26 protein-coding genes and 2 tRNA genes are annotated in these 24,161 nt (G+C 41.9%); 24 read left to right on the plus strand and 4 right to left on the minus strand.

Going from position 1 to position 24,161, the window contains the following annotated elements:
* Window positions 1-77: 77 nt before the first annotated feature.
* Window positions 78-170, minus strand: coding sequence for a putative holin-like toxin (locus DWX43_RS27300; RefSeq protein ID WP_243099270.1), 93 nt, complete (start codon window positions 168-170; stop codon window positions 78-80).
* A 205-nt stretch (window positions 171-375) separates the two neighbouring features.
* On the opposite strand from DWX43_RS27300, the gene DWX43_RS07700 reads away from it, so the two are divergent.
* The 23 genes from DWX43_RS07700 to DWX43_RS07810 all read left to right on the plus strand — a co-directional run bounded on the left by DWX43_RS07700 (window position 376) and on the right by DWX43_RS07810 (window position 21,356).
* A tRNA-Glu gene (locus tag DWX43_RS07700) sits at window positions 376-447 on the plus strand.
* Window positions 448-451: 4 nt separating this feature from the next.
* A tRNA-Cys gene (locus DWX43_RS07705) sits at window positions 452-522 on the plus strand.
* Window positions 523-651: 129 nt separating this feature from the next.
* Window positions 652-858, plus strand: coding sequence for a helix-turn-helix transcriptional regulator (locus DWX43_RS07710; RefSeq protein WP_118619887.1), 207 nt, complete (start codon window positions 652-654; stop codon window positions 856-858).
* A 111-nt stretch (window positions 859-969) separates the two neighbouring features.
* Window positions 970-1,638 (plus strand): helix-turn-helix domain-containing protein, encoded by a 669-nt coding sequence (locus DWX43_RS07715; RefSeq protein ID WP_243099271.1) that lies wholly within the window; start codon window positions 970-972, stop codon window positions 1,636-1,638.
* Window positions 1,639-1,711: 73 nt separating this feature from the next.
* Window positions 1,712-2,626, plus strand: coding sequence for a DUF4097 family beta strand repeat-containing protein (locus DWX43_RS07720; RefSeq protein WP_182440648.1), 915 nt, complete (start codon window positions 1,712-1,714; stop codon window positions 2,624-2,626).
* 298 nt (window positions 2,627-2,924) lie between these two features.
* The gene (locus DWX43_RS07725; RefSeq protein WP_118619891.1) at window positions 2,925-3,719 is read left to right on the plus strand and encodes an aldolase/citrate lyase family protein; all 795 of its coding nucleotides are present in this window, start codon (window positions 2,925-2,927) and stop codon (window positions 3,717-3,719) included.
* Between the two features lie 77 nt (window positions 3,720-3,796).
* Window positions 3,797-4,477 (plus strand): hypothetical protein, encoded by a 681-nt coding sequence (locus tag DWX43_RS07730; RefSeq protein WP_243099272.1) that lies wholly within the window; start codon window positions 3,797-3,799, stop codon window positions 4,475-4,477.
* Window positions 4,478-4,519: 42 nt separating this feature from the next.
* On the plus strand, window positions 4,520-5,131 hold the full coding sequence (locus DWX43_RS07735; RefSeq protein WP_243099273.1) for a sugar O-acetyltransferase: 612 nt from the start codon (window positions 4,520-4,522) through the stop codon (window positions 5,129-5,131).
* Window positions 5,132-5,505: 374 nt separating this feature from the next.
* Window positions 5,506-6,267, plus strand: a complete 762-nt coding sequence (locus DWX43_RS07740) for an HD domain-containing protein (RefSeq protein ID WP_118619893.1) — start codon at window positions 5,506-5,508, stop codon at window positions 6,265-6,267.
* A gap of 35 nt (window positions 6,268-6,302) precedes the next feature.
* Window positions 6,303-7,286: an ABC transporter permease gene (locus tag DWX43_RS07745; protein WP_118619895.1), complete on the plus strand. Its 984-nt coding sequence runs from the start codon at window positions 6,303-6,305 to the stop codon at window positions 7,284-7,286.
* Window positions 7,283-8,785 carry a sugar ABC transporter ATP-binding protein gene (locus tag DWX43_RS07750; RefSeq protein ID WP_118619897.1) on the plus strand — a complete coding sequence of 501 codons (1,503 nt, stop codon included), beginning with the start codon at window positions 7,283-7,285 and terminating at the stop codon, window positions 8,783-8,785. Before DWX43_RS07745 ends, DWX43_RS07750 begins: the two co-directional genes overlap by 4 nt.
* 15 nt (window positions 8,786-8,800) lie before the next feature.
* A complete protein-coding gene (locus DWX43_RS07755) occupies window positions 8,801-9,787 on the plus strand; it encodes an ABC transporter permease (protein ID WP_118619899.1) in 987 nt (328 codons plus the stop codon).
* Between the two features lie 17 nt (window positions 9,788-9,804).
* Window positions 9,805-10,851 (plus strand): sugar ABC transporter substrate-binding protein, encoded by a 1,047-nt coding sequence (locus tag DWX43_RS07760; RefSeq protein WP_118619901.1) that lies wholly within the window; start codon window positions 9,805-9,807, stop codon window positions 10,849-10,851.
* A 16-nt stretch (window positions 10,852-10,867) separates the two neighbouring features.
* Window positions 10,868-11,656 (plus strand): HDIG domain-containing metalloprotein, encoded by a 789-nt coding sequence (locus tag DWX43_RS07765; RefSeq protein WP_118619903.1) that lies wholly within the window; start codon window positions 10,868-10,870, stop codon window positions 11,654-11,656.
* Window positions 11,657-11,952: 296 nt separating this feature from the next.
* Window positions 11,953-12,918 carry a D-2-hydroxyacid dehydrogenase gene (locus DWX43_RS07770; RefSeq protein ID WP_118619905.1) on the plus strand — a complete coding sequence of 322 codons (966 nt, stop codon included), beginning with the start codon at window positions 11,953-11,955 and terminating at the stop codon, window positions 12,916-12,918.
* A gap of 43 nt (window positions 12,919-12,961) precedes the next feature.
* Window positions 12,962-14,479 carry an FGGY family carbohydrate kinase gene (locus DWX43_RS07775; protein ID WP_118619907.1) on the plus strand — a complete coding sequence of 506 codons (1,518 nt, stop codon included), beginning with the start codon at window positions 12,962-12,964 and terminating at the stop codon, window positions 14,477-14,479.
* Between the two features lie 15 nt (window positions 14,480-14,494).
* Complete coding sequence (locus DWX43_RS07780) at window positions 14,495-14,827, plus strand: cupin domain-containing protein (protein WP_118619909.1); 333 nt, start codon at window positions 14,495-14,497, stop codon at window positions 14,825-14,827.
* A gap of 42 nt (window positions 14,828-14,869) precedes the next feature.
* The gene (locus DWX43_RS07785) at window positions 14,870-16,210 is read left to right on the plus strand and encodes a hypothetical protein (protein WP_118619911.1); all 1,341 of its coding nucleotides are present in this window, start codon (window positions 14,870-14,872) and stop codon (window positions 16,208-16,210) included.
* A 13-nt stretch (window positions 16,211-16,223) separates the two neighbouring features.
* A complete protein-coding gene (locus DWX43_RS07790; protein ID WP_118619913.1) occupies window positions 16,224-17,297 on the plus strand; it encodes an Ldh family oxidoreductase in 1,074 nt (357 codons plus the stop codon).
* 1 nt (window position 17,298) lies between these two features.
* Window positions 17,299-18,123 (plus strand): HAD family hydrolase, encoded by an 825-nt coding sequence (locus DWX43_RS07795; protein ID WP_118619915.1) that lies wholly within the window; start codon window positions 17,299-17,301, stop codon window positions 18,121-18,123.
* 245 nt (window positions 18,124-18,368) lie between these two features.
* Window positions 18,369-19,403, plus strand: coding sequence for a TRAP transporter substrate-binding protein (locus DWX43_RS07800; RefSeq protein WP_118619917.1), 1,035 nt, complete (start codon window positions 18,369-18,371; stop codon window positions 19,401-19,403).
* Between the two features lie 100 nt (window positions 19,404-19,503).
* Window positions 19,504-20,076 carry a TRAP transporter small permease gene (locus DWX43_RS07805; protein ID WP_118619919.1) on the plus strand — a complete coding sequence of 191 codons (573 nt, stop codon included), beginning with the start codon at window positions 19,504-19,506 and terminating at the stop codon, window positions 20,074-20,076.
* Window positions 20,076-21,356, plus strand: a complete 1,281-nt coding sequence (locus DWX43_RS07810) for a TRAP transporter large permease (protein WP_118619921.1) — start codon at window positions 20,076-20,078, stop codon at window positions 21,354-21,356. The genes DWX43_RS07805 and DWX43_RS07810 overlap by 1 nt, the downstream gene beginning before the upstream one ends.
* An 84-nt stretch (window positions 21,357-21,440) precedes the next feature.
* Here the strand turns inward: DWX43_RS07810 and DWX43_RS07815 are convergent, their stop codons facing one another.
* Both DWX43_RS07815 and DWX43_RS07820 read right to left on the minus strand, forming a co-directional pair.
* Window positions 21,441-22,292, minus strand: a complete 852-nt coding sequence (locus DWX43_RS07815) for an AraC family transcriptional regulator (protein ID WP_118619923.1) — start codon at window positions 22,290-22,292, stop codon at window positions 21,441-21,443.
* Between the two features lie 117 nt (window positions 22,293-22,409).
* Window positions 22,410-22,763 carry a MerR family transcriptional regulator gene (locus tag DWX43_RS07820; protein WP_118619924.1) on the minus strand — a complete coding sequence of 118 codons (354 nt, stop codon included), beginning with the start codon at window positions 22,761-22,763 and terminating at the stop codon, window positions 22,410-22,412.
* Window positions 22,764-22,853: 90 nt separating this feature from the next.
* On the opposite strand from DWX43_RS07820, the gene DWX43_RS07825 reads away from it, so the two are divergent.
* A complete protein-coding gene (locus DWX43_RS07825) occupies window positions 22,854-23,231 on the plus strand; it encodes a carboxymuconolactone decarboxylase family protein (protein ID WP_118619925.1) in 378 nt (125 codons plus the stop codon).
* A gap of 92 nt (window positions 23,232-23,323) precedes the next feature.
* Here the strand turns inward: DWX43_RS07825 and DWX43_RS07830 are convergent, their stop codons facing one another.
* Entirely contained in the window at window positions 23,324-23,971 is a 648-nt protein-coding gene (locus DWX43_RS07830) for a hypothetical protein (RefSeq protein WP_118619926.1), read from the minus strand.
* Window positions 23,972-24,161: the final 190 nt, after the last annotated feature.

Here is a 24,161-nt window from a genome sequence, read left to right on the forward strand (position 1 = left end):
CGCCAAAAGTGGTTGACCTGCTGAATGTTAAGAAAACACCCTGACTCGTCAAAGTAGAGGGTGTTTTCTTTTACGTTTTACTGACTTATTAAATAAACTAAGGTCAGCAATGCAATGATAAACATGCCAAAAGACATCAAATCTTTGAAATCAAATGGTTTTTTATCCATACGCATCACCTCCCATCTATGTAAGATGAAAGGTCAACACACCCTATACACAAATTGCTCCTTATTAAATGTTATCATAGCAATTGCTGTTTCTCAATACATTTACAATTATAAATAAACTGTGAAAAAGGGCTTGCAATTTACCAAAGGATATGATAATATAAACAACGGTCACTGTAAAAGCAGCGGCATAATATTGTACAATGGCCCCGTGGTCAAGCGGTTAAGACATCGCCCTTTCACGGCGGTAACACGGGTTCGATTCCCGTCGGGGTCATTATGGCGCAGTAGCCAAGCGGTAAGGCGTGGGTCTGCAACACCCTGATCACCGGTTCAAATCCGGTCTGTGCCTCTTATGTAAAGCAAAGGAAATGCTGTAAATTTAGTGTTTCCTTTGTTTTTTTGTATTTAAAGTGTTGACAAATCCTTAACGAATTTTTAAGGGTAAATAGAAAATCTGTAATTAATGAGATGATGTCATATGAAATATCCTGAACGGATGAAAGAATTACGACAGGATCTGGATTTATCCCAAGAAAAAATAGCCAAAATGTTAGGTGTGGCTCAAACAACATATTCTCAATATGAACTTGATAAGCGTTCTATACCGATTGTTTATCTTGTAGCTCTTTGCAAGTTTTATAATGTGTCTGCCGATTATATGTTAGGTTTGACTGATAAAAAATAGTACCTATAGATAACTTGTTAATTTCTAGGGGTACTATTTTCATATTGACAATTTCACTGAAAAGATGTAAAATTATAAAAAATGAATGATTCATTCAGAGGAGGGGCGATTTTGAACGAACGAATGAAAATTACTGCTGATGCGGCGGCAATGCTGTTCTTAAGGCAGGGGTATTCTAAAACACAGATCAGTCATATTGCCAAGGCTGTAGGGGTTTCTGTTGGTACGATATACCTCGATTTTAGTGGGAAAAAGGAGATATTAAATTTCATATTGGCTTCAATCATTGATCCGGATTTTGTAAACCACGAGTTTGAACGTCCGATTACAAATGATTTATTTATAGGAATTGAAACTAAAATTGTCACGTTATTTGAAGATATAGGTACAGAGTTTTCCCGCCATCTTGAAAATAATGCTATCGGTTATACTTTCGGGGAACTTATCTCTGATTCTTTTGATCTTTTGGCTCAATACGCAGTAGGCTGTCTGTTTATCGAGAAGAATTATTTTGATTTCAAATATTTAAGTGATCATTACCGGGAATATCGGAAGAAATTTTTTGCAGCCATGAGACAGTATTTATCTATCTTCATGGACAGAGGGGATGTCAGGCAATTGGAAGATCTGGACCTGAACGTGATGTATATCACGGAAACCCTGTCCTGGTGGGCTATGGATATGCGTTACACCTCTTTTGAAATAAGTGAAATTTCGTTGGAGAGTGCTAAAAAAATATGTATAGATAATATTACAGCAGCATATAAAAAACAAAATTAACAGGGCTTACAGTGCCCTTTAATTTTTACAAGTAATATGAATGAATAATTCATTTAGAAAGTGGGGATTATTTATGATAACTAAAAACCATGTTATATTTTGTGCACCTGTATTACTCTGCCTGCTGCTATTCGCAGGATGTTCCAAGACAGATACCCATGAGACTGCAAATGAATTACGGTTTTCTCTGACTGATATATCAGATATCACGATATCCTATGACGAGGAAGACATCACTTTTTATGATTCTGATGACGATACGTTAATAATAAAGGAATACATGACGGTAAAAAAGAAGAGTTATTTTGCCAAAGTAAAACAGAGAAAAAACAGTCTTCACATCAGTGAAGGCGGGAAACCGATTTTTAAAGGCGATTTTAACCGTCATATTGAAATTTATCTACCATTGTCCTATCAAAACAATCTTTCAATTACAACGACGGACGGAAACATTAATTTATCTGATATCGATTTAAATGTATCAGATCTCCAGATTGACAGTACATCGGGAACCGTACAGGTCAGCCACGCACAGGCAGATCAGATGCATCTGTCATCAACAAGCGGTACGTTCAAATTAGGCAGTTTAACGGCAGAGTCGATCTCGATTAAAACCACAAGCGGAAATGTTATGTGTAAAGAAATAGACGGAAGTGTCACCTATACTTCTACCAGCGGCAATGCTGAATTTCAGTCAGCTATCGGTTTCGGCAGATTTACAGCAGAAAATTCCGGCAGACTGTCGGTGTGCTACACAAACGTTGACGGCGATCTGACGTTATTTAATAAAAACGATAACATTAATCTGGTACTTCCCAAAAATCTGGAATTTGAATTTGAAGCCATTACAAAAAACGGTGCTATATCCACGAATTTTCAAAAACAAATTGAAACTGACGGGGACAAAATAATTGGAACCATAGGTGGCAATCCAACGGCTGTGGTTAAGGTGGAAACTAAGAACGGGAATATTAAGGTAAAGCAATAAAATTGAGACGTTTCGTTAATAATGAGTCTTATAAAAAATAGAGCTGTCCAATACTGGGCGGCTCAAATTTTTTAGAGCAAATAACAAAAGGAAATACACCTCAATTTGAAATTTTTAGATACTTTTTATAGAAGTTGCTGCTGTTTATACCCTATGTTCGCATGCAGGAACATAAGATATCCGGGTGGACAAGATAAGAAATGCTGAACGCAAGATTGATAATCGACGAAAACATGAAAAATGAATAAGATGAAGTCAAGAAATATTTCTGAATTAAAAATATAAAGGAGACAAGAAAATGAGATTAAACAAAATGAGAGAAATTTTGGACAATAACGGAACAACAGTCAACACAAGAATCTGGAGTTCATGGCCTACAATCGTGGAGGCGGCAGCATCAACGGGAAGTTTTGATTATTTTGAATTTCTTGCAGAATATGCACCGTTTTCACTCAATGACCTTGAGAATTTTGTAAGAGCATGTGAGTTATATGACACTGGCTCTATGATTAAGGTGGATTTCCAGAACAGAGCCTATGTAGCGCAGAAAGCGGCAGCTGTAGGATTTCAGGCAATTCTTTTTACAGATCATGAGACACCGGAGCAGGTTAGAGAAACGATTCAGCTAGTATCACCAAAAACCCCTGAAGATGACGGGAAATTCGGATACCCGAATGCAAGATGGATCAAATACCATCCGGAACTGAAACAGATGGAATATGCAGCGATGAACAGAAGCCTCGTAAAGGCATTCATGATTGAGAAAAAGGAAGCTATGGACAACATTGAAGAAATCTGTTCTATCCCCGGAGTGGACATGGTACAGTTCGGACCTTCAGATTATTGCATGAGTCGTGGATGGAACTGTGCAGACCATCAGGATGATATTAAAGAAGCACATGAGAAGATGATTAAAGTGGCATTAGAGCATGGAGTCAATCCGAGAGTTGAAATTGCTACTCTCGAAGATGCGCAGTATTACAGAGATTTAGGTGTAAAGCATTTCTGTATTTTGGATCAGATGGATATTCTGATGAATGCATGGACAGGCACATGTGCCGAAGTTAAGAAGATGGCTGGGAAAATGAAATAATCACGAAGACTGACACGATATGGCACAGAGATGTGTCTGATAAAAAATATGTATGCTGTAAGAAAGGGATGTTCGATATGAGTATGCTGGATAAGATTATTATTATGCTGACACATAATGACAAAACAGTTCCGAACGCAATTGAATTGTTTGAAGAGAATAAAGATTTGCCGATTCAGTACTGGGGATTTAAAGATGTCGGAATGGCACCGGATAAAATGAAGCTCCTTTGTACAAAGATGAGGGAAGCAGGCAAGACCTCTTTTCTGGAAGTAGTTTCCTATACCGAAGAAGAATGTATGAGAGGTGCCGAAATAGCAGTAGAATGTGGATTTGATTATCTGTTGGGAACGCTTTACTATGAAAGTGTTGCTGAGTATATCAAAAAACAGGGTTTGAAATACTGTCCGTTTGCAGGAAAGGTTTCTGGAAGCCCAAGTATTTTGGAAGGAACATTGAAAGAAATGCTTGCACAGGAGGCTGAATTTGCAGAGAACGGTGTTTTTGGTACAGATTTACTTGGATACCGTTATACGGAAGGGGACCCGAATATCTTGTCGGCAGAGTACATAAAATACGCAAAACGTCCGGTTGTTCTGGCCGGCAGTATTGGCACCGAAGAACGCATAAAGCTGGTTAAAGATATGAATCCGTGGACATTTACAATGGGAAGTGCTCTTTTCACAGAGAATTTTGTGAGTGGCGGCTCTTTTAGGGAAAATCTGGAATATGTTGTTGATTTTCTGAAAACCTTATAAAAGTTTAAAATTATATCTGACCTGTAGAATGGAGGTGCAATCTTGAATTTAGAGGAACAGAAGGAAAGAATGCTTTCAGGGAAAATGTACAATGATCTGGATGAAGTATTAGTCACAGCAAGAAAAGAAACCGTATTCCTTACAAATGAATATAATAAATCTTATGGTCAGCCTCCTGAAGTCAGAGAAGCAATTCTAGAAAAACTGCTCGGAAAGATGGGGCAGGATGTATTTTTTGAACCTGATTTCAGATGTGAATTCGGGTTCCATATATCAATAGGAAATCATTTCTATGCGAACTTTGACTGCGTCATGTTAGATGGCGGAGGAATTGTCATAGGTGATAATGTCATGTTTGGTCCCCGGGTCGGCATCTATACAAGCAGGCATGCGTTTGATGCTGAGGAGCGTGCAAAAGGTGCCTGCTTTGCCAAACCAGTCAGAATCGGTAATAATGTTTGGATTGGCGGAGGCGTGCATATAGACCACGGTGTGACCATAGGTGATAATACGATTATCGGCGCAGGCAGTGTTATTACAAGGGATATACCGGCTGATACTGTTGCAGCGGGAGTTCCGTGCAGAGTGATCAGGAAAATCACAAAACAGGATAAAACCGATTATCTGGACTTTCTGAGAAAAGAATATAAGTAATACAGACAGATGACGAGGCCGTCTTGAAATTGTCTTTCATAAATATAAAGGTATTTGTGAAGGCAGTTCTCAGGACGGCTTTTTACATTCCGTTTTTCGGAAGATTTATGTATTGTGTACATTCAAAGGAGCATTACGAACCATATGGAAAACGAAGGAAAATATTACCAAAAACAAATGGACGAAATAGGTTTCTTTACATCTCAATGTAAAGGATAATTATATGAAGAACGGTTAAATGTGTCTAAAATTCATATAAACACATGGCAGAATAAGAAATGTGTTGTGCAAGATACATAATCGTGGTGCCTCTGTATTGGGTTTATAATGAAATTGCAAAATAGTTGAAGTACATACGCAAGGAGGAGAAGAGAATGCCAAAATATGTGATACAGCCTTACACAAAACCGAGTTATGATTTAAGCTACTTCGAAAATTTTTCTGCAGAGAGACTGAAAGCAGTCGCCCTCATGGCAGAGGTTGGACTTCCGCTGTATAAGATCCATCATTCTATAGCTATTGGTGATGTGGCTCTGCTGATAGCAGACGGAGTTGAAAAAGAGCTGGGAATTAAAGTAGACAGATATGTGTGTGAAATCGGTGCATTGCTCCATGATGTAGGGATCAGCCAGATTCAAAAGGATGATATGCCGGAGCATGCATTTATCGGTGCTCAGATTGCAAGGGATGCGGGATATTGCGAAGAGATTGCCAGATGTATTGAACTGCATGATTTTGCAGGTCTTACAAAGGAATATGTACAGGGGGCAAATCTTCCTTGTGTAATCGATAAAGAGGACAAACTGCCGGAGTCCTGGGAGGAAAAGATCGTGGCATATGCCGATATGATTGTTTCACTGGAAGGAGAATGGTTCATGGATGTATGGAATGATGATACCTGCGCATGCAGGGCATATTATGACCTGCTTTCCATCGTATTTAAGACGAGGACTGGCAGGGTCTTAAGTAAAGACCATCCCCAGTTTAAACACGAGATTGAGTTCAACAGAGAAATGAGAAGATTTATCCCGCGTGAAGTTTACGAAACAATCCGACCAAGAATTAACCGTATGAGGGAAACAATCACAATGAGCGGTGAGAGCTTGCCATTCCCGGCTCTGGATTGCTGGGAATAAATGTTTTGGACAGACCGGATAGGAGGCAGAGGAAAATGAAGCTAAGGGATGTGGTTCAAAAAAAGGGATACAGGCAGGATAAAGTGTCTACGGCAATTACATTGCTGCCATTTGTGATTTTAGTATTGAGTATGATTTATATTTCATCACAAAACCAGTACTTCTTTACTGCGAGGAATATATCGAGTATTCTGCTCCAGACTTCTTCACTTGCAGTGATGTCTGTGGGGATGACGTTTGTCCTGATCGGTGGAGGTATAGACCTTTCAATTCCTCCGGTAATGGCTATGTCGGCCATACTTGGAGTGATGTATATGAGCAAAGGCGGAAATTCAGTTACTGCATTCTTCATTATGATTGGGACAGGAGTGCTCTGTGGGATGATTAATGGTTTCGCAATCGCATATCTGAACATGATTCCTTTTGTAGTCACATTATCTATGCAGATGATAACGTATGGATTCTGTATGTGGATTACAAATGCAATCGGGGTCACGGGAATGAAGGAATCGTTTAAAAACACAGTACTTTTTAATATTGGAGGCTTTGCACTTCCAATTTTCCTGATGCTGCTGATCATGATCGTCGCACAGGTGTTTCTAAAAAAATCATTTTTAGGGCGCTGGCTGTATCTGGCGGGGACGAATACTAAAATGGCGGAAGTGTCTGGAATTCCGGCTAAACGAGTAGTATTTGGGACTTATTTAATATCCGGGTTTATGGCGGGTCTGGCTGGCATGATACTAAGTGCGAGGATGAATTCAGCTTCGGCTACATTTGGAGAAGATGTGATCGTAATGGATATAGTAGGAGCTGCAGTTGTCGGCGGGGCAAGCACCAACGGAGGTGTAGGGACAGCTTTCGGGGCAGTATTCGGAGCTGTTTTCATTACGATAATCAGCAACTTCACGAATATGTTACATATCCAGTACAACATGATACTGGTCATAAAAGGAATCCTAATTATCGTATTTGTAGCACTTGACATGGTAAAACAGGGCAGGAGGGAAACGAGATGAATGAAGCAATTTTACAGATGCGTCAGATTACAAAAAGTTTCTCTGCAAATAAGGTCCTTCGTGGAATCGACCTAGAAGCATACAGAGGTGAAGTGCTGGCACTGATAGGAGCTAACGGGGCTGGAAAGAGTACGATGATGAATATTTTGTGCGGAATTTATCAGGAAGACAGCGGTGAAATACTGATTGACGGAACTAAGGTAAAATTCAAGAATCCCACAGAAGCCATTGATCATGGGATTGCGTTTGTACAGCAGGAAATGGCACTGATGCCTACGATGTCGATTGTTGACAACCTGTTTTTGAATAATTTTCAGGTGAAAAGGGGGCTGATTGACTACAAAAGCAGTAAGAAGAAATGTGTGGAAGTATTGAAGAAGCTGGGATGTAACTACTCGCCGGATACGCTTGTTAAAAGCCTTGGCGCCGGGGACCGCCAGCTGGTCCAGATCTCAAGGGCATTACTGAGCAATCCACAGATTATTATTTTTGATGAGGCAACGTCATCCCTTACACTGCCTGAGAAGGAAAGGCTTTTTCATGTAATTGAACAATTGCGGAAAGAAAATGTTGCCATTATATATATTACACATATGATGGATGAAATTTTTTCCATCTGTCAGCGTGTAATGGTATTAAGAGGCGGTATTACAGCAGGAAAAGAGTTGGTATCCAGAGTAACTCATGCGGATCTGGTCAAGATGATGATCGGGGATAAGGTAGAGGAGCTTACCGGTTCCAGACAAACAGTGGGAAAGACGGATAAAGCTGCTCCTGTTGTCATGAAGGTAGAAGATATAACAAGAAAAGGTGTTGTAGAAAAGGTCAGCTTTGATTTGCGGGAAGGCGAGGTGGTAGGGCTCTGGGGACTGATGGGGGCCGGAAGAACAGAAGTTGTACGGTGCATTACAGGATTGGACCCGATTGATGGAGGAACGGTTTCAATAGCAGACGGAAAAGGAAATCTGAAAAAGATCCCGCCGAAAAAAATGATAGGAAATGTAGCGCTTATAACAGAAGACCGGCGTGTAGACGGACTTGCACTGGAAATGTCAGTGAAGGATAATATGACATCTGCAAATCTGAGAAACCTGACGGGAAAAATCCCCGGATTCCTGGATAAGCAAAAGGAACTTGCAGTCTGTGAAAAGTATGTAAAAGAGTTGGAAACGAAGGTTGCGAGCCTAAACCAGCCGATCAGCACGCTGAGCGGCGGCAATCAGCAGAAGGTGATTCTTGGGCGGTGGCTCCAGAAAGATTTGAAGGTATTCATTTTGGATGAGCCGACCAGAGGGCTTGATATTGGAGCCAAAGCTGATGTCATGAACGTAATTCACGATCTTTCAAAGAAAGGTGCAGCCGTGCTCGTTATCATGTCTGACATTGATGAGTTGATGAGCGTCAGCCAGAGATATCTGGTAATGCATAACGGGAAAATTGTAAAGGAACTTCCGGGTGGATCGAGCCAGACAGATTTGATGGCAGCGGCTTTACAGTGAAAGGAGGTGATCAGCGTGCAAAAAACAAAAAGCGGGTTTAACTGGAAAGAGTTTTTAATGAAGTACAGTTTTGTGATTATTATTATTCTGGTGTTTGTATATTTCTCACTGGTGACGGATCATTTTTGTACAGTTGGAAATATTATCTCAATGCTGCATACCGCTGCCCCGAACTTCGTGTTTGCTGCAGGAGCCGCTATGATTATAGTGACTGGAAAAGTAGACTTGTCAATCGGCTCTGTTATGTATCTTTCCACGGCGGTTTTTACGGTATTGATCAATGCGGGGGCGAATGTCTGGCTGTCAGTACTGGCAGCGGCAGGCGCAGGACTTCTGGCAGGGCTGCTGAATGGATTTTTAATTATTGCACTGAAAGTAACACCTATGATTGCGACAATGGGAACGATGATAGCAATCAGGGGAGTATCCAGATCCATTTGTGGCGGGATGCCTTTATCACTGCCGGAAAGTATAAGGAGTATTGGGGCACTAAAGATCGGACCGGTATTTTTAGATGTTATCATAGCACTTTTGGCTCTGGTCTTAATTTATATAGTGCACAGCAGGACGAAATTCGGAAGACTGGTAACAGCGATCGGGAACGATGAGAAGATTGCGGTAAAGCTGGGGATTAGCGTTTCTAAAATAATAATGGCGGATTATCTTCTTTCCGCGTTACTGGCATCCATCAGTGGCCTGATGCTTTCAATGCAGGTCGGGGGAGTGACACTTGCATTCGGGCAGGGGAAAGAATTCACAGCCATTGCAATTTGTGTAATCGGCGGGTTCAGCATGTTCGGGGGAACCGGCCATGTATTAAAAGGACTTCCGATAGGCGTCATGACGTTAACAGTCATTGAGGCAGGGCTGAACTTTATGGGGGTTTCACCATATGCATACCGGTTTGTGCAGGGCGGTATCATTTTCATAGCGATGTATGCCCAGTCATACCAGTCATTAGTACAGGTAAAAAAGGAAAAGAACGAGACAGCAGAACAATAGAATAGGAGATTAAGAATATGAAAAAGAAATTAAGTAGTATTATCTGTTTAGTTTTAAGTATGATGTTAATATTAACCGCATGCGGAGGCGGCGGAAGCAAAGAAGAGGGGAAGGAAGAAACATCAAAAGATGATACCCAGACGATCAGGGTAGGTGTATCCTGGCATGAGATGCAGAGTATAAACGTAACAGTGTGGAGTGACTACATGAAGAAATTCGGTGAGGAGAAGGGGCCGGAATATGGAGTAGATTTCGAATGGATTGAAGTAGTGGGTGATGCAACACCGGTACAGGAGGCATCTAACATTCAGGATTTAATTAATCAACAGGTAGATGTCATGGTTATCTGGTGCAATAATGCTGAGACAATAGGTGAGTCGATCCAGAAAGCACAGGATGCGGGGATTAAAGTGGTGACACTTGACCATCAGGATGCCGGGAAGCTGGCAGACGCCCATGTGGGACAGGATACGCTCGACCAGTCGATCGTGGCAAGCGAGGCTCTGGCAGACATTCTGGAAGAAGACGGCGTAAAAGATGCTAAGGCAATCGAACTTTTTGGAAGCTTAGGAGATCCGAACTCCGTAAAACGTTCTGAAGGCTGGAAACAGGTAGAAGAAGAGCGGGGACTGTGGGAAACAGTTACAACGGTACCTACGGAGTGGAAGACAGAAAACTTTAAGAGTGGCTTAAGCAATGCCCTGGCAGCCAATCCGGATGCAGAAGTGCTTTATGTGGCAAGTGACTTTGCATTCTCAGCAGTACAGTCAGCACTGGAGGAAGCCGGACGCTGGAAAAAGCGCGGAGAAGAAGGACATATGTATATCTGTACACAGGATATCACTCCGCAGGCATATCAGCCGTTCGTAGACGGATATATCGACAGCGGTGTACCTTTCGATAATATCGCTCACGCTGAAAAGGTTGTTGAAGTAGTGGCGGATCTCTATCTGGGGAATTCTGTTGAGAAGGAAAACTGGGTGAAGAGTCCCGCGGTAACGTCCGATAATATTGAAACGGAAACATCAGTCTGGGCAAGGGACTATCAGGACACTGTAGAATAAAAGAAAGAGGTATGAAATGGCAAATATAAGAAGGAAACTTGAATTTGAACCGACTTTTCAAATAGAGAATTATAACGGTTTTTCCGATGCCAGACACAGGGGGATTTCCTTGATGGCAGAAATGGGCCTTCCTCTGTATAAGATCCACCATTCCATTGTAATAGCCGATGCAGCATTAATGATTGCAGATGAAGTGCAGTCTCAGACAGGGGTAAAAGTAGACCTTGAAACCTGTGAAATAGGAGCTTTGCTGCATGATGTGGGAATCAGCCAGATTGTTTCTGATGATATGCCTGAACATACATATATAGGTGCACAGATTGCCCGTGCGGCGGGATTTTCAGAAGAGATTGCAAGATGTATCGAGCTGCATGACAGTGCGGGGCTTGTGAAGGAGTATTGTGATTTACTCCAGCTTCCCATTTCATGCGAAGGAAATGACGATTTGGTTCCGCGTACATGGGAAGAAAAGATTGTAGCATATGCTGATCAGATTATTTCTCTGGAAGGGGAATGGGAGATTGATGTATGGAACGATGACATCGGACCTGCGAGAGCCGTGTATCAATATCTGGCAATCCCGTTGAAAATCAGGCAGGGAATGATTCTGCCGTTTGACCATCCGCAGATTACGAGGATGATTGAGTTTAATAAAGAGATGCGGAGATTCGCACCCAGAGAACGATATGAGCGTGAACTGAGGTCAGGGATAGAACGCATGATATGTACAACTGAGGCAGCAGGAATCAAGGTGCCATTCTTTTCTTATACAGAATGGCCCCCTCGAAAATTAATTTGGCAGTAAACGTTCGCCTCATATGATTGATAAGATTAATACAGGTAAAAAACTGCTGCACGAATGCACCAGATAATGACAGGGATTCCCGTAGAGGGGTCCCTGCTTTTCTGTTCTCAGAATATCCCATCATTGTGTTTCCGGCACCATTGCTCCAGAAGCTAAAGCTTGCTCACTCATATTTGTATTCGATAGAAATCAAAGGACAAGATAAGAAAGGCCCTGCGCAAGATTGATAATCGACGGAATGCCTCCGAATTATTATGATGTAAGTAGAAATTAAGAAGTATAAAGGAGATGGAAATATGAAGATTGTAGTATTGGATGGATATACATTAAATCCCGGTGATCTGGACTGGGAGGGACTGAAGAACTTGGGGGAAGTTACCGTGTATGACAGGACTTCCCTGATGGATGTAAAAGAGACGATTGACAGAATAGGAAATGCAGAAGCTGTGTTAACAAATAAGACACCGCTTCCTGAAAAAGTATTTCAAGAATGCCCAAATATAAAATATGTAGGGGTACTTGCTACCGGGTATAATGTGGTGGATATTGAAGCAGCGAAAAAAAACGGAATATTTGTGACAAATATTCCAACATATGGTACAGATGCCGTTGGACAGTTCGCGATTGCGCTGCTTCTGGAAATCTGCCATCATATCGGGCATCACAGCGAAGCAGTGCATGAGGGCGCATGGGAGAGGAATCCGGACTGGTGCTTCTGGGACTACCCATTGATCGAGCTTGCGGGGAAGACGATGGGGATTATTGGTTTCGGGCGTATCGGACAGGCAACAGGACGAATTGCAAAAGCATTGGGAATGACAGTGATTGCTAATGATGAATACCCAAATGACAGTGGCAGAGAGATTGCCGAATATGTGACAAGAGATGAACTGTTTGAAAAGTCGGACGTTATTGCGGTACACTGTCCGCTGTTTCCTTCTACAGAGGGGATCATCTGTAAGGGAAATATCAGCAAGATGAAAGACGGGGTTATTATTCTGAATAATTCGAGAGGACCCCTTGTAGTGGAGCAGGATCTGGCAGATGCTTTGAATTCTGGTAAAGTGTATGCGGCAGGGCTGGATGTTGTATCTACAGAGCCGGTCAGAAATGATAATCCACTATTAAAAGCAAAGAACTGTGTGATCACTCCCCATATTTCATGGGCGCCAAGAGAATCGAGACTCCGCCTGATGAATATAGCAGTGGATAATTTGAAAGCATTTGTAGATGGAAATGCAGTAAATGTAGTGAATCGCTGACTGGAAGTATTTTTATCCTGAATGAAAGGAAGGGATGTGGATTATGAAGGTACTAATGGGGCTGGATCTGGGAACGACCGCTATGAAGATTGCCTTATTTGATGAGAGGGGCAATATCCTTGCTGTTACAACGCAGGAATATGATTTGCTTACCCCTGAAACGAATTATGTGGAAGAAAAACCTGAGGTATATTGGGAAGCGTTTCAGAAGGGTCTGGCTGATTTGAAGAGACAGTACAGGTTAGCGGAAAATGAAGAAGTTACGATGGCAATGTCTGCACAGGGAGAGACACTATTCGTGCTGGATGAAGAGGGAAGACCCCTTCGCAATGCGATTGTCTGGATGGATAACCGTGCAGTCGAAGAAGCAAAAGAATTAGAAGCAAGATTCAGCAATGAAGTCTGCTACCGGAAAACCGGTCAGGTTGGTTTTGAGGCATGCTGGCCGGCATCGAAGATTCTTTGGATCAGGAAGCATGAGCCCGAAGTATTTGCAGCGGCTAAAAAATATTTACTGATTGAAGATTATTTTATCTATAAATTAACCGGAAAGTATGCGACAGAACCTTCTTTAGTCTGTTCATCAACGTACTGGGACATTATTGACCGTGAGTACTGGAAAGAAATGCTGGATTATCTGGAGATTAAAGAAGAACAGCTCGCACCGGTCGTTGAGTCCGGAAATGTAATAGGACGGATACTGCCGGAAGTGGCAGAGGAACTAGGAATCAGCAAAAATATGACAGTATGTACCGGTGCGCTGGATCAGGCGGCGGGGGCCATCGGTGCGGGTAATGTCCGGCAGGGAATGTTTTCAGAAACAATCGGTGCGGCTTTGGCAGTGTGTGTGCCGGTGAATGAACCGGTATTCGATCCGGCAGGAAAGATGCCTCTGTTTTGTTTTCCATTGAAGGGCATGTATATGATACACACATTTACAAACGGCGGGATGACGCTGCGCTGGTTCAGGGATAAATTTTGTGAACTGGAAATGCTCATGGAAAAGAATGATTGTGGAGACTCCTATGACATGATCGGAAGGCAGGCCGCAGACGTTCCGGCCGGATGTGACGGACTGGTTATGCTTCCTCATTTAGCAGGTTCTCTGGCACCGGATGCCAATGCAAAGGCAAAAGGCGTCTGGTTTGGTTTTACGTTACAGCATACAAGAGCCCATTTCATGAGGGCAATTATGGAATCACTCGGCTATATTTTAAAAAGAAATATTGATTCTCTTCAGGATATGGGGATACAGGTCAGGGAAATCCGGTCTTTGGGAGGCGGGGCGAAAAGCCGGATATGGTGCCAGATCAAGGCCGATATCAATCAGGTAACTCTGGAAACAGTAAAATCCAAAGAGGCGGCTGCTCTGGGGGCTGCAATTCTGGCAGGGACGGCAGCAGGTATATTTAACAGTGTGGAAAGCGCTGTGGACAGTATGGTAGAAGTGAAGGAGCAAATACTGCCCTCCAGTGAGCATGAAGAAGCATACATGGAAGGCTATCGTATGTACAATCAGTTGTTTCATGATTTGGCAGAATGTTTTGAAAAGACGAAGTAGGAGAGGGGTGAAAGTATGAAAGTGATAAGTAAAAACGAAACAAAAGTCTCACTGGACGGACCAGAGGTGTGCAGAGAATATATCTGTACAGGAAAGATTACATTTGGATCATCAACACTGCTTCCGGGGCAGACAGGGGGGATTGATTCCGGACATCCGGATTCGCATGAAGCATTTTTTGTAAGCAGAGGGCACATAATCATGCGAAATCCTAAGAGTGGGGAACATTTTGAACTGGAGGAAGGTGATGTGATTCTTGTGGAAGAGGGAGAACCACATGAGCTTACAAACATAGGTATGGAGCCTGCCATAATTACATGGAGCTGTGCGCCAAGCCATATTCAGTGACTAATGGAGCATTATCTAAAAAAGAACAGGAGGATGATTGATATGAGACAGCCAAGAATCGGGATTGTCGGAGTAACTTGTGAATTTGAGAGTGGGGGACAGCGTGCAGAAGAACTGGTTAAGGGAATAGGGGCTGCTCTTGCTGAACAGAATGTAGAAATAATTTATGCACCAAAGGTAGCATGGGATTCATCAGATGCAATCTGTGTCTGTAAAGAGTTAAAAAAATCGGAACTGGATGCCCTCGTGATTGTAGAAGCTACCTGGATTATGGATTCCATGCAGTACATATTTATAAACGAACTCCAACTGCCTACGGTATTCTGGGCAGTACCCTATACAGAGACATTTTCCATAGGGTGTGTACAGCATTTCGGTTCCATTTTGAAGGCGCAGGGTATAGAATATGAATATGTTTACGGATTGCCGGATAATGAAGAAGCCGTGCAGAAGGTTAAGGCGGTGGCAGAAGCCGGACAGATTATGAAAGCAGTAAAGGGCATGAGGCTTGCACTCGTAGGCCCGAGACAGACATGGAGAGTTGCGGGTCCTCAGGACATGAGCAATGAAGAATGGGAGTTCTCAAAGAAATTCGGAGTGACTTTGGTCCATGTAGAAATGGGAGAGATTTTATATCTCGCAGAAAATGTCAGTGATGAGAAGGCCGATGAAGTTTTAAAATGTTTATCAAAGCGTACAGGTATTGTGAAGGCAGATGCCCAGACAATGCAGTATATGGCAAAAATTTATCTGGCCGTGAAGGAAATTATTGAAAAATATTCTCTGGATGCAATGGCGGCGGAATGCTATCCGATGTTTAGCGGGTTGATGAACCTCACTTCTTCGTGGCTAGCGGATGAAGGCATTGTTGTAGATACAGAAGGGGATATTGGACATACGATGGTGATGTATATGCTGAACCTGATTGCAAAAGGCGGGGCATGTGCATTGGGGGAAGTAGGAAGTATGGATGATGAGAATAATATTCTGGCACTGGCACATGAGGGGAGCACGGCGCATTCACTTGCAGAGGACATCAGCAAAGTTCAGATATCACAGAGCGGTGAAAAAGGTACCTTTGTAGGAGTTCCGCTAAAACCAATGGAGACCGTAACAATTTCAAGTATTACAGGTGCAAGGGGATGCTATAAATTACTCGTAGACCACGCAGAGGTTGTACAGGCTTCTAAAGAGGAATGGATAGAAGGAGGCGAGAAGCTGCTGGTAAAACTGCATGTTGCAGACAAAGCGAGTGCAGTTGTTGATCGCCTTATGGCGAAAGGGATGGACCACCATCTTCTTGTAAAAGAAGGGAACTGTACTCAGGTACTCACACTGATTTGCAAATATTGGGGAATAGAGATCGTAAAATTATTTTCATAGGAGGAAATGGAGCATGAAAAACTACAGGGTAACAGCAGGGCAGCTTAAAACATTTACAAGAGAGGTCTTTTCAAAGACCGGGTTAAAGGAGAAGGATGCGGCATCTATTGCAGAACTTCTGGTACATGCAGACGTAAGAGGCGTCAGCAGTCATGGCGTATTGCGTATGAAACCATATATTGAGAAAATTAACGGCAGGGGCGCATCCGTAGAAAGTAAGTATCCGGTAGTTTCAGAAACCCCGAATACGGCAGTTATCGACGCACAGGGCGGACTGGGGGCGATTGCGGGTGAAAAGGCAGTGGAAATTGCGAGGGAAAAAGCAAAAACGAACCTGATTTCTATAGTTTCCGTGAAAAACAGCAATCATTTTGGTATGGCAGGACACTGGGCAATGAAATTAGCCGGGGATGACTGTATCGGCTTTGCATGCTCGAATACAGATCCCTCTATGGCACCTCCAGGTGTGACGATTCCATTTATCGGGAATAATCCGTTTTCTTTTGCATTTGCAGCAGGGGAAAAGTATCCGGAAGTCTGTGTGGATATGGCTACAAGCGCGGCTGCATTCGGAAAAGCAAAGGCATATGCACTTGCAGGAAAGCCGATTCCCGAGGGATGGCTTTTAGATAAAGACGGGAACCCTACTACAGATCTGGCACAGTATGGTATGCTTGTTCCGATGGCGGAACATAAAGGCTTTGGAGTTGCGTTTATTGTTGAGCTGTTTGCAACACTGCTCTCGGGCGGAGTGCTGTCCCCGGATGTGAATGACCAGGATTTGCCGGATACCCCGGAACTTTCCAGCCAGAGCTTTGGCTGCATCAATATCAGTGCATTTCGTAATTTGCACCAGTTCCATGAGGATGCAGAAAAATATATTGAAGAGATTAAAAGATTGCCGGTACGGGCAGATATTGACAGTGCTAAATATCCCGGTGAGATTGAATACATGAACAAGCAGAAGAACCTGAAGGAAGGGATTTTACTGCCGGAGACTCTTGTAGAGCAGTTGGAAGAAACAGCAGCACAGATGGGACTGGATGAAGAAGCATTTGCATTCCTCAGGGCGCAAGAGGGGGAATGAAATGAAGACATTATATGTTTCTGATTTAGATGGAACACTTTTCAATAAAAGCAAGAAGCTTTCGGAGTATTCTGTGAAGATTATCAATCAATGTATAGAAAACGGGACGTTATTTACAGTAGCAACTGCAAGAATGCCATATGGGTGTGATTATCGTCTGAAAGAACTTCATTTGAAGACTCCCGGGATCTTGACGAATGGTGTGTTTTTATATGATTTTAAAGAAGAAAAGGTTATTTCAGCAGAATGTATAGACGGCAGTACTGCCATGAAGGTGACAGAAATCTTTCAGGCAAACGGGCTATCCTGTTTTGTTTATACATATGATAGTGATGGAATCCATATCTTTTTTGGTTCTGAGGAGCTGAAAAGCCAGACGCAGTATTACAGCGAGCAGGCTTTGAAAAAGTGTGCGGAAGTTTGTAAAGTAGATGATTTTGCACATGCCATCGACAGGAATAAGGTGGTATATATCGCATATACAGGAAGCATAGAACAATTGAAACCAATCTGTCAACAACTGGACGAGATTAAGGAAATTAATTATTCATTTTATCTGAATATCTATAATGGTTTATACTGTCTGGAAATTTACAGTGTTAATGCAAGCAAACAGAATGCACTGATTAAATTGAAGGAAATTGTACAGTGCGATGAGACCGTCGTATTCGGAGATAACTATAATGATGTACCTATGATTACAATAGCCGATAGAAGTTATGCTCCTGAGAATGCACTACCGGAAATAAAAGAGATGGTAAATGAAGTCATTCCGGATTGTAATGAAGACGGAGTTGCGAAATTTCTTGAGAAGGAAAGGCTGTAAAACAATACAGCCTTCGCTTCTAATGTGTGTAATAAAAAAGAAATGTCCGGCCGGACATTTCTTTTTTTGTCCTTATATAATCGGTGAGAGATACAAAAGAAGATGAAATCAAATTAAAAAAAATAAAATGACAAGATAAGAAAAGTCATACGCAAGAATATGAATGGTTTCAGATTATATAAAATGATATTATACGAATACCAAGAGAAAGCTGTAAATAATAGAAAAAAACAGGAGGAAAGAATATGAAAAAAAGAATATTGGCAGCAGTATTGGCTGTTGTATTAGCAGGGACAATGACAGCCTGCGGCAGTTCAACAAAAAAGGAAACATCAGATTCGAATGGATCAAAAGGTAAGGTTACATTAAAATTTGCCCACACAGTTCCTTCAGGTACTGCGACAGCAGAATGTATACAGAGATTTTGCGATGAAGTGTCAGAAGAATCTGATGGCAGGCTTGTGATTGAGTGCTATCCAGATTCCCAGTTGGGGGATGATGATGAGATCTGTGACCAGATTTATAATGGCGCACAGATGCTAGATTATGTGGATCCTGCCAAGATGGAGGATTATTATGCCGATTATTCAATCCTTGTAACACCTTATTTTTTTGAAAGTGCAGATGAAATTAAAGAATTTGCATGGTCGGATTTGGGACAGGAGCTGTCTGATGGATGCGCCGAAGCAGGGATGAAATGCTTGGATAATATGGGCGGATACTATGGAGCACGTGACATTATGTCAATGAAAGAGATACATACCCCGTCCGACATGAAGAATATGAAATTTCGTGTTCCAACAACTACGATGTGGGTCGCTATGGCAGATGCATGGAAAACAAATGCCACAACAGTATCTTTTTCCGAGGTTTATACCGCATTAAGCCAGGGCGTATGCGATGCAGTTGAAAATCCTGTTCCGTCAATGCTGACCGCAAGTTTTCAGGAGGTCTGTGACTATCTGAACCTGACGCACCATATGTATGCCGCAAATGGTATCGTCATGAACAATAGTGTGTTTGAAGGACTGGATGAGGACATGCAGGAGCTGCTTATTAAAAAGGCCAAAGAGTTTGATGACTGGACATTTGAAGAAATATCTGCCGAAGAAGAGGAAGCAGTTCAGACGATGAAAGAAGATGGCGTAATCATAAATGATAATGTTGATATCGATGCATTTAAAGAAGCATCGGCAAGTATTTATGATACATATAAAGGTTGGTCTGATGACCTCGTTGAAAGATGCCAGTCAACATTAGCTGATATCAGGAACAAGTAAAAAACAATATACTGCCATGTATTGTGAAAGGGCGGTATCTTCTGTGATCTAATAGTGAGGGGATACTGTCCCGGATAAAGGCTGATGGGGGTGAATAAATTTGAGAAAAATACTGTCAAATATAGAAGAAATAGTAACAGGGACAGCCTTGGGCATTATGACAGTTCTTGTAGTTATGAATGTGTTCTGCCGGCTTTTTCTTCATATGAGTTTTACATGGGCTGATGAAATTGCCTATATATGCTATGCATACATCATTTTTATGGGTTCAAGTGCATTATATAAACGTTTCGGGCACAGTGCTATAGATCTTGTTGTACGGGCATTTCCGGAAAAACTGCAGGCAGTCTGCGCAGTCTTTTCCACAGCGGTTCTGCTGATAGCGAATGCGATGTGTTTTGTACTCAGCATTGGCTTCTGTATGTCTTCATGGACCAGAAAAACACAGCTTTTAAAAATTCCATATTCGGTGGAGGCTTTTGCACTTGTACTGGGATTTGGACTGATGCTGTTACATTCAGTCATGTTCCTTAAGAATGTATTTACAAAAAAGGATTATTTCCATGAAGCACCCATTTATAAAGAAATTTATAATGTGGATGCATTAGAGGATCAGGTTCAGGCCAGTCTGGAATATCAAAAAGTGAAAGAAGACAAAGGAGGAGAACAATAATGCCAAATCTTATACCAATTTTAATTGTTTTTGTATTGTTTTTCCTCGGAGTTCCCGTGGCATTTGCAATGCTGATAGCCAGCTTTATATATTTCACATTTATGTGTGACGGAGTGACGATGTTTACAATGGTGTCGTCTCTTCTTACACAGGCAGAAAGCTTCACCATGCTGGCAGTTCCGTTCTTTATTACTGCCGGGACAATTATGGGATATGGCGGAGTATCGGAAAATCTGATGGACTTCTGTGAATTGCTGACAGGAAGGTTCAGGGGAGGACTGGGTGCTACAAACTGCCTGCTATCGACCTTTATGGGTGGTATATCCGGTTCTTCCTGTGCAGATGCCGCATTTGAGGCAAAGATGCTGGTCCCTGAGATGGAAAAAAGAGGGTACTCCAAAGGATATGCATCCGCAATAACAGCTGCATCTTCCTGTATTACACCGATTATACCGCCAGGAATTGCACTGATCATCTATGCGACAGCTGCAGGCTGTTCCATCGGAGATATGTTTATGGCAGGGTACATCCCGGGGATTATGATCTGCGCAGCGCTGATGATTACAAATTATGTGGTTTCAAAAAGGCGTGGGCTCAAACCATCCCGGGAACAGAAGGCTACACCAAAGGAGTTCCTGCATCAGCTTGGTAAATCCATTTGGGCGCTTTTAATGCCTCTTGGAATTATCATGGGTATGCGGCTTGGATGGTTTACCCCGACAGAATGTGCGGCGATTACGGTCGTTTATTCTATATTTGTCGGAGCTCTGGTCTATAAGAAGCTGAAACCAAAGCACATGAAAAGGGTAATTGTAGAATCTGTTAACAGTACAGCAAGCGTAGTGCTGATTTTATCTTCCGCATCTCTGTTTTCCAGATATATGGTATGGGAAGGGATTCCCCAGAAGGCGGCAGGCGCATTAGCTGCAATATCATCTAACAAGTATGTTTTCATCTTAATCATTATGCTGTTCATGCTCGTGCTTGGTATGTTTTTAGACACGGCTGCTGCACTGGTTATCCTGCCGCCGCTTCTGCTTCCGGTAGCAACCGCACTTGGCATTGATGTGGTTCACTTTGGTATAATACTTTGCCTGATGGACACGATCGGGGGAATTACACCTCCGTTTGGGGTCATGTTATTTGCAGTAATGGGAGTAACAAAGGTATCGATTAAGGAATATTTGAAAGAAGGCTGGCCGCTGATTGCTGCGGTATTTGGAGTAATCTTACTTGTTTCATTTGTACCTGAATTTTGTATGTTCCTTGTAAATCTTTAAAAGATAATAGTGTAACTAAATGTCAGATGCTAAAAACCCTTCCCCTGTTTTTCAGGGTGAAGGGCTTTTTAGAAATAAATATAATCAAATTTCTTCTGTATGAGACGCCCTGTAATCTACAGGACTTGTTCCCATCATCTTTCTAAAGGTCTTATAAAAATAGCTGTAATTGTTAAATCCTACATTTTCAGCAACTTTGCTGATTGGAAGATCACCTTTTAAAAAATAAGCGGCTTTTGAAATTCTTTTTTCAATGATGTAATTAGTCAGTGTGTAATTTGTAATTTTTTTGAAAATACGACAAATGTAATACTCACTGTAATTTACTTCATGTGCCAGACGCTCCAGTGACAAGTCTTCATTTAGATGGGCATTAATGAAATCTACAAGCTCTGCGACCATAGAAACCCGCCTCGACTCCGCGTTATCAAAATGAATGCCGTCATAGCAGTCACTGAAAAGATAAGATGCTATCTGATGAAGAAGTGCTTTTTCAAAAATATCATTTCCATGTGCCAGTTTTGTATCCCTGAACTGGTGAAGGACGGCAAGATATTTGTCGAAGCAGCCATCGTCCACATGTATAATTGGGTAATTGCAATTATCCCTCGAAAAAATATCTAATAAGTTAGAATCGGGAGTATTAAATGAAAGGAGAAGGCTGGGATCAATGCTGATACTGAATCTTTCATAGTGTGTATTCGGGTTATAGACAAGCGTATGGGGGTCAAACATATTTATGAGCGCAATATCCCCCCTGCGGATGAGGTATTCCTCATTGTTAATCTTGAATACTCCGGCGTTACCCAAATAGACTACAATTTCATAAAAATCATGATAATGCAGTCCTGAGTGTAGCTCATTCTTGGGAGTACGGAAAAGACAGTCATAGTCCCCTTTGTATATAGAAAGCCGAGATAGAAATTTTGCATCCATGATGATTTCCTCCTTTGTTTTAGTTTACAAATAGAAAAGGAAAACGTCAATGAAATGACAAGATAAGAAATATATTTCGCAAGATAAGAAAGGGATAAAGAAGATACTGATAGTGTACTAATCAGGAATACTGTTTTTATAGAACTCGATCTTACAATCCAGATTATCCAGATATTCAGCCCATTTCTTCTGCTGTTCAAGAACATACAACCTGTGCTCCTGAAGCATCTCTAACCTTTCCGGCATGGTAGCTGCCCCTTCATATCGAAGCTTTGAATATTTTTCGATATCTCTCAGAAGCATGCCGGTATCTTTTAACCTTTGGATAAATTTTACCCATTCTATATCGCCCTGCTCGTAGCAGCGCCTGCCTATAGGATCACGGCTTACGCGGATCAATCCCTTCTTCTCATAATATCGCAGCGTATATTCGCTGATATTTGTCACCTTTGATAATTCACCTATTGTCATAAGTTATACCCACCTCCTAAAAAGCTCTTGACTTACAGTATAGTCTAAGAAATATGCTTATATTGTAATCGTTTAAGGAGGTAAAATCAAATGAAAGAAACGAGATATGAAAATGGAATGAAACGGTTAAAAGAAATTGACGGTGCAGGCGGTGAGGCTGTCATTCGGTCACTGGAGGACATCTCACCGGATCTGGGTAAATTCATAGTTGAATTTGCATTTGGAGATATTTACACAAGAAAAGAAATGAGTATGCAGGAGAGAGAACTGATTACAATTACCAGCCTGCTTACTTTAGGGGGCTGCGAACCGCAGCTGGAGGTTCATATCAATGGGGCTTTAAATGTAGGCATCCCGCCGCAGAAGGTCATAGAGACATTTTTACAATGTATCCCATATACGGGATTTCCGAGAGTATTGAATGCTGTTTTTACTACGAAAAAGATATTTGCGGAGAGGGGATATTAACAAGAGCCGTCCAATAGTGGGCGGCTCAATGCAAGAACCATAAAATAGCAGCCACTGGCCTTAGTACTTTATAAACTCTTTGTATTATCTTCCTATTGTACAACCAGATTCCCCTGCGGCCAGTTACACCAATCCCATTCACTTACGCAGTCTGAACTATCCAGTGTCAGTGATATCAGGAACCTTTCATTATTATCTGTTTCCATTAAAAATGAATTAGGGTGCTTGGTATCTGTTCCAACGGCCCGCCAGCAGTTCTGAAGAAGACTGGATTTTGTGTCTTCATAAGAATTTCCGCAAGATACACCCTGCATGCTTACACTATAATTATTCGAGCATTGGACTGTGATGGGAATAGAGGGATTGGTCCCGGACGAAGGCTGCCATTCTACGGAAATACCGTTCCCCTCAAATCGTTCGCCTAATTCTCCAAACTGTTCACCTTCTGCTTTCGTAAGTCCCAATTCCTGAACCATAGATGGCAGGCTCTCTTCATTCATATAACCGGATAATTCTATAGAATCATCTGTATTTTGTGAAGGAGGATTTTCTTCGGGCTGTAGTTCTGGGGGTTCTGGAGACGGAGTTTCGGAAGAATTTGCAGCATTACTTTGTGCCTTGTCAGAGGAATCCCCGGTCTGCCCACTATCGACAGATTTATTACTGGAACAGCCGGTAAGTACGACAGACATAATCAAGATTAAAACCAGACCAAACAGAAAGATAGTACCTTTTTTCATAGAAACATCCCCTTTCATAAATATTTGTAGTATTTAATTACATTCTATAGCTCTGATAGACGAACGTCAACCATCGTCTGGTGTACAACCAGTCAATCCTTGATATTTTGATACTGGTTCAGTATACTAATATCAAGGATTTTGTTCAGGATACTTGTGAGATTACATTCATGGAGCTTTTTAGGAGCTT

The organism is Clostridium sp. AF19-22AC, assembly GCF_003479085.1.
In the GTDB taxonomy this organism is placed as follows: domain Bacteria; phylum Bacillota; class Clostridia; order Lachnospirales; family Lachnospiraceae; genus Faecalicatena_A; species Faecalicatena_A orotica.